The 13,085-nt window shown below is 38.3% G+C and carries 8 protein-coding genes; 6 read left to right on the forward strand and 2 right to left on the reverse strand.

Features of this window, described 5'->3' with window-relative positions; genetic code table 11:
- The first annotated feature begins 253 nt into the window (after nucleotides 1-253).
- The 6 genes from ORQ98_RS21165 (at nucleotide 254) to ORQ98_RS21190 (ending at nucleotide 8,150) form a co-directional block, all read left to right on the forward strand.
- Nucleotides 254-655, forward strand: a complete 402-nt coding sequence (locus tag ORQ98_RS21165; protein WP_274690819.1) for a PA2779 family protein — start codon at nucleotides 254-256, stop codon at nucleotides 653-655.
- Nucleotides 656-666: 11 nt separating this feature from the next.
- Nucleotides 667-1,695 (forward strand): PA2778 family cysteine peptidase, encoded by a 1,029-nt coding sequence (locus ORQ98_RS21170; RefSeq protein WP_274690820.1) that lies wholly within the window; start codon nucleotides 667-669, stop codon nucleotides 1,693-1,695.
- A gap of 190 nt (nucleotides 1,696-1,885) precedes the next feature.
- A complete protein-coding gene (locus tag ORQ98_RS21175) occupies nucleotides 1,886-2,266 on the forward strand; it encodes a hypothetical protein (protein ID WP_274690821.1) in 381 nt (126 codons plus the stop codon).
- 300 nt (nucleotides 2,267-2,566) lie between these two features.
- Nucleotides 2,567-4,888, forward strand: a complete 2,322-nt coding sequence (locus ORQ98_RS21180; RefSeq protein WP_274690822.1) for a VWA domain-containing protein — start codon at nucleotides 2,567-2,569, stop codon at nucleotides 4,886-4,888.
- Between the two features lie 144 nt (nucleotides 4,889-5,032).
- Nucleotides 5,033-5,812, forward strand: coding sequence for a class II glutamine amidotransferase (locus ORQ98_RS21185; RefSeq protein WP_274690823.1), 780 nt, complete (start codon nucleotides 5,033-5,035; stop codon nucleotides 5,810-5,812).
- A 328-nt stretch (nucleotides 5,813-6,140) separates the two neighbouring features.
- Nucleotides 6,141-8,150 carry a DUF1302 domain-containing protein gene (locus tag ORQ98_RS21190; RefSeq protein ID WP_274690824.1) on the forward strand — a complete coding sequence of 670 codons (2,010 nt, stop codon included), beginning with the start codon at nucleotides 6,141-6,143 and terminating at the stop codon, nucleotides 8,148-8,150.
- A 52-nt stretch (nucleotides 8,151-8,202) separates the two neighbouring features.
- On the opposite strand, the gene ORQ98_RS21195 is transcribed toward ORQ98_RS21190, so the two are convergent.
- Together ORQ98_RS21195 and ORQ98_RS21200 are read right to left on the reverse strand one after the other, a co-directional pair.
- Nucleotides 8,203-9,588, reverse strand: a complete 1,386-nt coding sequence (locus tag ORQ98_RS21195) for a DUF1329 domain-containing protein (RefSeq protein ID WP_274690825.1) — start codon at nucleotides 9,586-9,588, stop codon at nucleotides 8,203-8,205.
- 161 nt (nucleotides 9,589-9,749) lie between these two features.
- Nucleotides 9,750-12,752 (reverse strand): HEAT repeat domain-containing protein, encoded by a 3,003-nt coding sequence (locus ORQ98_RS21200; protein WP_274690826.1) that lies wholly within the window; start codon nucleotides 12,750-12,752, stop codon nucleotides 9,750-9,752.
- Nucleotides 12,753-13,085 lie beyond the last annotated feature (333 nt).

Consider the following 13,085-nt stretch of genomic DNA (forward strand, 5'->3'; position numbering starts at 1 on the left):
TTGTGTATAATTTAAAACGTCGTGGTAAAGGGTTATTAAGTGATTTAGTAGGGCTATTAATATAGCCCCCAGGAATCTATATTGAGCCATATTTATTCAATAATGATTGGGTTTATCTGTAAACAAGTTGTTGTATACCCAATCCTCACTTCAGTAATGATGACTCTCACGGAATAACAAAGCCTGTTTGACCCTATGGGAATATTACTTCTAGACTTGAGCAGAATTCATCTTCTTAAGTAGGAAACAAATAATGGCACTGACATTCGGTGGGCGTCGTTTAGTAGCGCTTATTTTAACTTGTTGTATAGCTCTGCTCTCAATTCAAACCACGATGGTACGAGCGGGTATGGTGGGCACTGATCAGGTCATCGCAGAAGAGCAGCACCAGGTAGATAAAGAAGCCTTGCTAAGTATGCTTGAAGAGGACGAAGTAAAGGAAAAGCTTCAAGCGCTAGGAGTGCCAGAAGAACAAGTCAAATCTCGAATTGATGCAATGACACCTGAAGAGCTTGCGCAGTTTAATGAAAAATTAACTGAACTGCCTGCGGGTAGTGGCGTTGCTGGTGTGATTGTCTTATTTTTAGTGGTCTTTATTGTAACCGATATGCTGTGTGCAACGGATATATTTACTTTTGTACGCTGTATTAATTAAATAAGAAAATAGTGGCAAATTTTTTTAAATCCTTATTGCTCCTTACTTATGCCCGGCACTTGCTGGGCATTTTTATTTTATTGGCATTAACGGGATGTGCCAGTAATGGCTTTATAAAACAAATGGATGAGCTACCTGCTGATAGCTTTTATCAAGTAGAGCTGGAGCAGGTACCCTTTTTTCCTCAAACCGAATACCACTGCGGTCCTGCTGCTTTGGCAACTGTTTTGAGTTATTGGCAGGTGCCGGTGGTGCCAGATGATTTGGTCGATGAGGTTTACACGCCTGCCAAGCAGGGTAGTTTTCAAGTTGAACTGGTGGCAGCCACCCGTCAGCGTGGTTTGTTAGCCTATGAAATGAAAGGCTCTCTACAACAGTTGCTGGCGGAAATCACTGCCGGGCACCCTGTGCTAGTCATGCTGAATTTAGGCTATAGCTGGTACCCTCAGTGGCATTATGCGGTGGTGGTAGGCTTTGAGTGGTCAGAAAAACAGGTAGTGCTCAGGTCAGAACAACATAAGCGGTATAAAATGCCCCTGGCATTATTTGGAAAAACCTGGAGCAGAGCCAAATACTGGGGGCTTGTTGCATTACCCCCTGATCGGCTGCCGGCCTCGGCTAATCCACTCGCTTACCTAAAGGCAGCCCAATCGCTGGAGCAGGTCAACCAGCGTGAGGCAGCGATTATGGCCTATCAAACAGCGCTCAAAACCTGGGATCATCAGCCTATTGCTTTATTAGGGTTAGGTAATGCCCATTATGCTAATCAGCAGTGGCAACAATCGGTAGATGCATTGATGGCTCTGGTAAAGGAACACCCTCATCATACGGTGGGCTGGAATAATCTGAGCTATGTTTTGGCAACAAGCGGTTGCCAGAGTGCAGCACAGCAGGCATTGGCCTGTGGCTTAGCCGTTCAGCCTGAAAGCTCACAACTGCTTGCGACCCAACAAGAAATTCAAGCACTAACAGTCAAAAAGCGGCTTAAGCAATGCCCAAAGGTAGAGTGTGATCGAGGTCGTAAGCTTAACCAACAGTAATCAAAACTAATCCCCTAAAATATTATTTAACTTGTTTATAATGACCTGACGGGCCTCTTTGATTATGATGAGCAAACTTTTCTTAAACTAAGCTGTATAATTTATTATCGGTATGGATCCAAATCATTATTTTTACGGTTGGATGATTTATTTAGCGAGTGCCTTTGGCTGTTTTTTAGTCTGGGTGCGTATGACAAGATCATTAAGCCGCTTTCTAAAAGGTTTGTTACGTGGAGTTGTGGCAGTTGCCTTATTTACCCCATGGTATGTTGATAACAACCAAGATTACTTAGCACCTGCTGGCCTGGTGGCCTTATATGATGCTTTAACCAAAGGGGCTGAGTCAGCCTATCGAGCAGGACATGTGGTTGCTGTGGCAGAGCTACTGATGTTTGTTTTGCTGTTAGGGTTGTTCATCGTTTTGCCATCTCCTAAACCCAAGCGAACTAAGTCGAAAGCAGAGGCACAAGACAAGCGTAAGCCTGCTACTCGTCAACAACAAACTAAGCAGAAAAAGCGCACGAAAAAACCTCCCCAACAACCTAAAGAGCGGATTACCCCAACGATTTAAACTGTATAGTCGTCTGCTATTTGTCTTCTGCCTTTCCGAACTTCGCCTCCATTCTGGAGGCGTCAATACCTGCTTAACCGTGCCATTTACAATAAAACTGCTATAACTTAATGGTGGTACCAGATATTTTCCTGTGCTGATCGGTTATATGCAGTAGCGGCTTACAATTGGCCTGAATACAACAAATTGTAACAGGCATAAAAGCCGTGAAGGCTTTGGGTTCAGATGCAGAAGTGTGTAGCTTGATCACAAGCAAATTGGCACAGGCTGGTCATTAGTCACTATTGCAAGGAGCTGGCAATGACTCATAGGGCTGGGTCTATCATCCTGGCAAGCTTATTTAATCCACACCTGGCGGTGGTTAAATTTATCATTAGCACGCTGAGGCAAGGTGGCAGGGCATTTATTCCATTTTTATTATTGCTTCTCTTTCGCTTTATAGTTGTTAGTGCCGCTTTTGCTGAAGAATCTGATCAGTCTCCCTCCACCCAAGTTGCTGCTGCTGATGTCCGAATGCTCGTGGATATTTCAGGCAGTATGAAAATTAATGATCCCCAAAACTTACGAGTACCTGCAATAGAGTTAATGGTTGAATTATTACCAAAAGGAAGTAAGGCAGGAGTATGGAATTTTGGGCAGCATATCAAACCATTGGTGCCCTATGACGAGGTTAATGACAAATGGCGCCAACAAGCAAGGCAACAAGTAGGAAAAATCAACTCAACTGGGTTATTTACCAATATTCGTGAAGCCCTCAATGTAGCTGCATTTGATCGTAATACCCAGGCAAAACAGCCTCGCCATATCATCCTGCTAACCGACGGTATGGTGGATATTTCAAAAGATCCAGATAAGAATAAGACCGAACGTGAGCGAATTATTACCGAACAAATTCCAGTACTCAGTCAGGCTGGTTACACTATTCATACCATTGCGTTATCCAGTAATTCTGATCGGGAGTTGATGGATACCCTAGCCATAGAAACGGGTGGGTTTTCTTCCGAAGCCAATGATGCTGAAGCATTAACCAAACTATTTTTAAAAGCGCTGGAGCAAACGGCACCGGCTGAACAAGTCCCCTTAAAAGATAATAAATTCTTGGTAGATTCCAGCGTTGAAGAGTTTACGTTACTGGTTTTTAAGCCTCGCCTTGAAGCCGTAACCCAACTCTTATCGCCTGATCAAACGCTCTACTCCAAAGACAATATCACTGATGATATTAAATGGCATAGTACTGATCAGTATGACTTAGTTACAGTACAAAAGCCGTATGAAGGTGAGTGGCTGTTACAAGCAGAGCCTGACCCTGATAACCGAGTTACCATTGTTAGTGACTTAAAATTAAAAGTAAATGAAATCCCCAGTAACTTATTTTTAGGGCAGGAAGTCGAGCTGGATTTCTGGTTTGAGGAGCAAGGCAAAACGATTCTTAAAGAGGAGTTTTTACAGGTTATTCAAGGCAGTTGGCGGGTATATCAAACCGCAAAATTAATCAGTGAGCAACCAATAAAAGGGGAGGATTCACTAAAAGAAGGACATTTTACTGATCTACTTAAGCCATTTCCAGAGTTAGGTGATTATCGGATTGAGCTGGTTATTGATGCCAATACGTTTAATCGCCGTTACGCAAAACTCGTCTCAGTTCGTCAACCATTTAAAATTGAGAGTGAATTGTTCAATGAAGATGGTCAAGATAAGTATTTAGTGGTAGTGAAACCCCGCAGTCAGTCGATTGATAGAAAATCATCTAAAGTCATCGCTCAAGTGCGCTACCCTGATGGCACCAAGCAGCTTCGTCCAGTACCGTTATATAAAGATGGTCGGAGTTGGCGATTTTCCATTGAGCGTTTGCAGCAAGGTCAACACAAAGTTTTTTTTAATATCAATGCACAAGCGAAAGATGGACAATCGCTGAAAATTGAAACTGCTCCAATTATATTGAACTACCCAGAAACACAAACAGCCACTGTAGAAGCTGGAGTGGCGCCTGAGCCAGAGCCAGAAAAAGCTGAGCAGGAAGTGGAACCAGAAGAGGATACGAGCACTGAAGCGGAACAAGAGCCTGAAACAGAAGAACAGCTGGACGCTGAAGAAGAGCCAGAGGGAGAGGCTGAAGCTGCAGAAGATGAGTTAGGCTGGATTACTTATGCAGGTATTGCCTTGGGCAATATATTGGTGTTGGGCGGTTTATTTTTTGCCTATAAAAAATTGATAAAGAGTGGTGATGAAAAGCTTGATGATGAGGCAGCTGAGTCTGATAAAGAAGGGACAGGAAATGAAGAAAAAACAAGTGATGAAAAGCCTGAAGTACTAGAAGCGGAATTAGAAGAGCCTGATGAGCCAGAGCCGGAACCCGAAGAAGAGCCCATGGCAGAAGACGATGACATGGAAATTGAACTACCAGCTGATGATCTTGAAGACTTAACGGCCAGTGAACCAGTAGCCGAGGCAGATGAGCCGCCTCCTGCTCCATCAGAAGCGGTGGATGAGGAACAAGCTGAAACCAAGGATCAGTTAGATGAAGATGATATTCCTACCGAAGACCCTGAAGATTTACTGAATGAAGACTTTGACCTATCGGGGGGAGATGAGTCTGATGAAAAAAAGAATAAGTCTGAATAAATCAACCGTCGTTTATTAACAGCTCCTTTTCCTGCTTATTATACTCAAAGCGTAGAGTATATCGTGATATAGTAGGTAAAAGTATTTACTTATTCATCGCTGCTATAGGCGAATTACTGGCGTTATACGTGAATTTTTAGGGTTATGTGCGAATTATTAGGTATGAGTGCCAATGTCCCAACGGACATTTGTTTTAGTTTTACTGGGCTTATGCAGCGAGGAGGGCGCACTGGCCCGCATAAAGATGGCTGGGGCATTGTGTTGTATGAAGGAAAAGCCATTCGCGAGTTTCGTGATAGCCAGCCAAGTTATCAATCCGCAGTGGCAGAGCTGGTAAAACAATACCCTATTAAGAGCTGTATTGTCATTAGCCATATTCGACAAGCTAACTCCGGGCGAGTTTGTTTAGAAAATACACATCCTTTTATTCGAGAGTTGTGGGGAAGAAAATGGACTTTTGCCCATAATGGTCAGCTAAAAAAAGCCAAGCAAGAGCTTCCCTTATCATTTTATTTACCCGTGGGAACCACCGATAGTGAACATGCCTTTTGCTGGATGTTAGCTCAAATAAGACAGCAGTTTCCTGTGATGCCTGAGCAACCAGAGCCTATGTGGCAGGCTATTCATCAATTGTGTTGTCAGCTCAATGAATATGGAGTGTTTAATTTATTATTAAGCGAAGCTAATTACCTGTATGCATTTTGCTCGACGAAATTATCCTGGCTAACACGACGAGCACCTTTTGCAGAAGCCATTTTGAAGGATGCTGAACTCAAAATTGACTTCCAAAAAGAAACCACCCCTAATGATGTAGTGACCGTTATAGCAACAGAGCCACTAACCACTAATGAAACCTGGAATACCTTAGAGCCGGGAGAACTGGCAGTATTTCAGTTGGGAGAGTTGGTGTCTACTATCCGGTAGCTATTATTTTAGTATAGCCATTATAAAGCTCTGGTTGGCCAGAGCTTTATGAAACGATTGTATATTTAGTTTTCTATACAGATAGTTCTCAAGGTTTTGGCATATAACTAATTTGTTAATGTACTTTTTTTATATATTTTTTTCAGCACAGTAAGCTATCTTATAAGCAAAAGAAGATACTCAAGTTACTTAGGTGCCCTTAACAGTACCTGGATACCTTAAATAACGATCACTTAACACAAGGGATAGTGTGCCAAAGTATTTAAACATACTAAAAGTATAATACCAACCCTTGAAAAATAACGTGATTAATAAGAATTATTTGTTAGTGAAAATAGTTTTTTTTAGAAAAAGCTTGGTGCTGTTAAGTTTTTTTAGCATCCTACCAGGCTATGGAGGAGAGATAACCGGTTCAGTAGATACTAGCTTATCTTATGGCGCAATGTGGCGAGTGGAAGGACGAGATACTCGAAAATATGGGAATGATACAGAGCCTACCCATGATGAGGTTAATTCTAATGATGGTAATCGTAATTATGATACAGGACTAGTTTCTAATACTTATAAAATAACTGCTGAATTAGAAGCTAATTATTCTAACCTTGATAGTAATATTGAAAATATAGGAGTATTTATTAGAGGGCGGGCCTTTTATGATACTGTTGTGATAGGTCAGGCTACTGATTGGAATCATGCAAATAGTCGCTTTATTAATCGAAGGTTTCTTGATCAAACTAATACTTATCCTTATGGTGATGGTTTTGATAGTGAAGTGGAGGGATTGATTGGTAAGGATGCTTCTCTATTAGATGCTTATCTTTATAGTAACTTCAATCTATATGAGAAAACACTTGATGTACGCATTGGTCAGCAAGTATTAAATTGGGGAGAAGGACTTTTTTACAGGGAAGGAATTAACACTATTAACCCAATAGATGCAGTTCATATTTCTTTACCTGGCTCTGAAGTGAAGGATTTATTAATTCCACAAATGGCTTTATCTTTCACTATAGGGCTGACAGATAATGTTTCTATGGAAGCGTACTATATGTTGGAGTGGGATGAATCTATAGTACCTCCTAGAGGATCCTATTTTAGTAATAATGATATCGTTTCTGAGGGAGCAGACAAAGGCTATAATAAAGTGAGTGACGGTATAAAGCTTATTGCAAATGCTTATAATACAGTTTTGGCTCCAGGTGAAGACTTGTATACCGATTTAAATATAAATACAAATTCAGCGCAGGATTATCTGGTTGTAGCTGATGTTGGCCAGAAACAATCTGCGTCAGATGGAGGGCAATGGGGAGTTAACTTTAAATATTTTGCTGAAAGCCTTAATGGTACAGAGTTTGGAGTGTATTATGTTAATTATCACTCCCAAATACCGTTTGTCCAAGCCAAGATACCAAATGATGGTAGAATAGAGGATTTTAATTCTAATGAAAATCGTAAAATAAGAAATATATGCTTAGATCCTAGATTGGGGCTAGACATTGATGGAATTAGCACATGTATTGCTGGTTTGTCAGCAGGACATGTTCTTTCTAATGATGTATTTGTAAGGAGAGCTTTTCCAGAAGATATTCGTATGTATGGACTAAGCTTTAATACTACTATTGGAAACACAGCTATTGCTGGTGAATTGGCTTATCGACCTAATATGCCAATGTGGATTGATCATCTAGATGATTTAGGTGCGGGTATATCCTTGAATACAGTATCGCTTTCTAACCAAGTCGCGGCGGGGCTATCTAACGTTTGTTCTGGAAATACTTTTAATATATCTCAAGCAAGGGCTAGAAATAGAGCTTGTTTAGGAAGTTGGTATAATAACTTCGAACGTGTAGAATTATGGACTGGTTCATTAATATTTATCCATAATTTTGGTTCTTTAATAGGGTTTGATAGTCTGACAGGGTTATTTGAGCCTCACTTCGAAATGATATCTGGTATAGGTGGTGATTATGATAGGTTTCTGTCAAACGGCTCTGGCCCTTATAATCAGCATATTTTTGCTAGTGACTATACCCCTGCCCATGAACGTTTAGACCGTTTTAGCTGGGGTTATACGATAGTACTTTCTGGCGTGTGGAACGATGCGTTTGCAGGTATTAATTTAAACCCAATTTTGCGCTTCAAGCATGATGTAGATGGTAACTCAAGGGTAACAGGTAGTTTTATGGAAGACCGTAAAGCGGCAACTGTTGAATTAAATGCAAACTACTTAGAGACTATTTCAGCCAGTATTAGTTATTCAAATTTTTTTGGGGCAGAACGACGGAATAAATTAAATGACAGAGACCATATAGCAGTAACTATCAAATATGATTTTTGAGGAGCAAAGAAAGCTAGTCATTTGAACGATGAGATAATAGTACAAGGGGCTTTTATCTTCTACCTTTTTGTCTAAGAGCTGCTGGTCTAAAGTGGCTTTTTTTAGGTGAAGTTTTAGAAAACTCTATAAAGGTTTTCAATTCATTAGATATGCCACTTATAAAATACCGTCGAGATTGAAGGTCGTGATGAACATCTAATCCTGTCCATATTGTAGGTTGATCATAATAATTTAACAGGTAGGCCATATTAATACGCCATAACTTATCTCGATTATCATAAAGATCAACGATGGCTGCTCCCCAGCTATCTTCATCCAAATATAAGATCCGTTTAGAATAAATATGTCGCTTTCCTTTTTTGAGAGTTCCTTCTACAATCCAAACACGATGCAACTCATATCGGGTGTGATGAGGATTTATGTGTCCAATTTTTAAGATATCATTGTTTTTTAAGTTAGGACTAATAAGCTTATAGTTATTATAGGGTATGAAAATCTCTTTCTTGCCTTTAAGTTTCCATTCGAAACGATCTGGAGAGCCATTAAACATGTCCACATCATCAATAGTTACTAACCCATCTGCCATATCAACAGGAGTGTCATAAGATGCATTAGGGGCTCGACGAACGCGACGTTGGCCTACATTATATGCCCAGGATAATCGTGGTTGTTTCATTTGGTCTAGAGTTTCATATTTTAATAAATAGCTGCCTGCTAATCGAGGAGGAGTGAGTATGTGGGATAAATAATAAATAAGAATATTATCTAACGTTGATTCATTACCTAGTGGATTATAATAATGAAAATAGGCTTCTTGCAGAACAGAAACAGGTATATAGTTGCCATTACGATGGATAGCAGCTACAGTTACTGTGCGTTTAGCATATATTCCACGGTAACGAACTATATGATTCCAGAGGGCTTCTATACCATTTTTAGGAATTGGGAAAGGAAAACCTGCATAAGCACCAGTGAAGCCACTACCATTATTAATTAATTTTGCCGTAGTTGCATTTTTATAAGTATTTTTATAAATAAAGGAGGGGAGCGCCCCAGTTCGACGAGACTTGTAAATAGGCATTTTGAAAGTGTTTGGGTAAGAATAGAATAATGCTACTTGTCCTTTTGAAAGGTTGCTCGAATACTGTTTGAAATTATTTGAGGTGATAGTAAATAGTGGTTTATCCCTAGGATAAGGATTAGGGTAATGCTGTCCTGGTTTATATGCTGCTGGTATATCACTTTTCTGTATACCTCCATTCCAGTCAGGGATTTCTCCAGTGTTGTTTCCTTTTCTCTCTGCCCCTATTGGAGTTAGGTCACTTTTTAACAATTCAGCTTCTTTAGGAGACACTGCGGCCAATGTTGCTTTAATGATTAAGATAGAAGCAGAAGAGATAATAAAGGTAGTACTAGTAATAAAGTAGGAATGAAACATATAACTCTCACTATAAAACTGGTAGTTAAGTTAGTAGGAAGATGATTTGTGAGCCACGTTTTTATTTTTTGTAAATTAGATTAACAAGAGTTAACTATACCTATTTTAGCTTATAGAGCTTAAGCGAACAAACTACTATATAGTTTAAAGTATGAAAGTATTTAGTGTTCTTTTTCAATCTCTGCAGCTCTATCTACCCTTAGAGTTAGCTCATTGTAAGCAAAACTGGGTATAGAAATATGCTCTTGACTGGCAAGACAACAGTCCCATACGGCAAGTAGAAATCCATAAATATGCTTTCTTGCATTGATTTTATCATCAATGTCATGAAAAAAAGTATGCCAATGATTTTCTTGTTCTGCTAGTATCTCTACTAGTTTTATACCTGCCAGGTATTCAGCAAGAGGGTCAAGAGCTATGCGAATACGCTTTTGTGCTGGCTGAATAAAATGAATTATTCTTAGCTGTTCTGCAAGATATTTCAGCCGTTCTTGCTTGTTTTCGCCTTCCATTTCGGCTAATAAATCAATAATAAGAGGTGAAGAAGGTTGAAAATTATTTTTGAGCGATACCCAGGCAATTGTCTTCATGTCACAATGAATGGTTAAGTCATCTAGTTTTTTAATATGAATATTTCTGTTAATATTATTTAGGTAGCTTAACATTAAGTCAGGTATGCTTTCTGGTAATTGGCTTTCACCATTATGTTCAGCTTTTGAGATTATCAGCTCAGCATATAGTGTAATTAATAGTACAGTGATTTCTCTTTTACTAATTATTGCGGATAGTTTGCTGCAGTACTTAAAAAAACTGGTATCATCAAATAAACTTCGCTTTTGCCGCTTTGTCAGATAAGCTTCCATAAATGAGGACAAGTGATTACCTGAAACTCGTAATGGCTTTATAACTGATTTAATACAGCTACCTAGGTTTTCTTCATTTCGGGAAGTTATTATTAAAGCATTCATAGAGAAGTTATGTATCTCAGGATGGAATTGCTTGCATGATTCTGTAGTCATTTCAGAAAAATGGTCAACTATAATTAATAGTCGTTGATGTTGGAGTAAATATTGTAATAGTTTTTCAGAAATAGGTATTGGAGATTCAATTAAGTCTTGTAGTTGTCTCCCAATTACTGTTAGTAAAGTGTCGCTTTCTTCTGAAAGCTCTACATCCAGCTCATGCTCTAATAATATGGGTAGCATAATATGGTTAGATGGTCTTTTATCTTTATCTTCCTCCATTACTGACTTAGCAATTTGACAAGCAAGGCTTGTTTTTCCAGAGCCTCCTTCTCCTGAAATAAGTAAGCAGAATCTTTTTTTTCTGATTTTTGGAGACAGAATTTCATTGGTTAATGAGTCTGATAGGTTTCCATCCATTTCTATAGGAATGGGAATGTAAACCTTTCTATCATATACAGTATTTTTTCTTGAAAAACGCTCGCGAGCAGAAGAAACATATGATTTAACCCAAGCATCTAAGACTCTGGGACAGTAGTGAAAAAATCCGACAAGAAGTGCTAGATTGAAAGGGATTTTCATTCCCCCTAACCAAGATGGTAGTTGAAATTCTGTATAGGTTTTTATACTTTCATTGACCTTAAAAATCCAGAGTGGTTTTAATAAAAATATAATTGACCATATTGATAGTAGAGAACTTATGTAGACTAGTAACCAGAAAAGAAGTTGATTTTGGTAAATCCAGTCTTTTAATTTATGTTTGATGCTTTTCTTTTTTAATTTTATATGGTTGGCTAGTGCTACCTGCGTAATCTCTATGTCTTTTAGTATTGGATTAATTTTAATATCTTTAAAGGAAGTTTCTATATATTTTATTATTTTTTCTATATAAGGGATAGGGAGTTTATCTGCTTTAATTAAGCTGTCTTTTAGAATGATGTTTGTATTTTTTATTATTAGGTGGCATAGGTTGTCGTTTTCTTTGTGCTTATAAAAAAGTTGAGCTAATTTTGGCAGGCTAGGACTTGCTGCCATACCAATTTTACCAAGAGTATTTATGGTGTTAACTAGAGTATTATTACTATCGTTGAAAAATGTGGAGCTTTCGTATATAGGTGTATCTAATAAATTAATTAACTCGGGTACAGCTAGCTTTGCTTCAGGTCCAATTTCTCCAAAAGCTAATATTATAGCATTTTTAATATCTATATTATTTGTAGACGTGAGCTTTGTTTTTAAGCTAGGTATAGTACTGCTCGCTGATTTACCAATCTTTCCAATTGCATAAATTATATGCTCTAATAGTTCATCGTTTTTGCTGTTTAGATTTTCTTCTAAAACCTTTATGGAAGGCTTTCCAAGCTTTCCAAGGGCTTCTACTGCAGTAAAACATATTTTGTTACAATTATTATTTATCAAACTAGAAAGTTGAGATCTAATTTCGCTAGATGATTTTCCTATTTCACCAATAGCAATGACTATATATTCAAGTAACTCTTTATTTTTGGTGTTTATATGCTTGAGCAAAGTGTTAACCGACTGGTTGCCTATTTTTTCAAGTGCATCTATAGCAGCAAAGCAACTACTATCACAGTCATCATTAATAAAAATGTCCAAAGAAGGAATTGCTGTATATGCATCAGGACCTATGGAGCCAAGGGCATTAATAATGTTATCAGTTAATTGTTTATGAGATAGCTTATTTATTAATAGGTTAACGGCGGGCTCTCCAATCTTGCTAAGTGTAGTAATTGCTTCATAGCAAATATCATCACAATCTTCTTTAACAAAGATACCCAAGTGAGGGACTGCAATACTGGCTGCTTCACCGATATCTCCAATAGTCTGAACAATGGCTTTGACCACTCTAGTATTATTGGTATTTAACTTGCCTATTAATGCCTTAACTGATGGTGTCCCTATTTTCCCTAAGGCATATATTGCTTCATAACACTTATGGTAGCCTGAGTTATAGTTTCTATCATATATATCAGGACATTCATCGTTTATAAATTCAGCTAAGTGAGGAATCGCTTTGCTTGCTTTTTCACCTAAAAAGCCAAGGCTTCTTATCGCAGTTACGGTATCTATATCCAGTTTACTAATATATAAATCAACATCTTCTGGCTGATTGCTTAATGAGCATATTGCGTAGTTGCTTGTTAATGCAAAGGCAAGCAATATTAAATTAGTGTACTTCACTATTGAACAGCTGCTCAGACTAGATATGTAGGTTACGGCTTAGTACTTTTAATCAACTTATATTATTTAGTATACAGTTAAGCAGATCTTTTTCTGTCCAGTGAAATTTTTAATAATAAATAGAGCATTTACAGGGTGGAAATAAAGGATACTGGAGTTAGATATCTAAAAATTGAAGGGGGAGAGCATCATAATGGACTTTTAATAACTATTAGTATAAGTATAAATAACGCCATCTAATATATAGTAGCTATTTCTAATATGCAGGTTGGTGAATATTCGCTTTATTGAGAGGGTGGTTTTGAAATAGATAGGCTTCCTTTGTTTCTTATC

Source organism: Spartinivicinus poritis, from assembly GCF_028858535.1.
Taxonomy (GTDB): domain Bacteria; phylum Pseudomonadota; class Gammaproteobacteria; order Pseudomonadales; family Zooshikellaceae; genus Spartinivicinus; species Spartinivicinus poritis.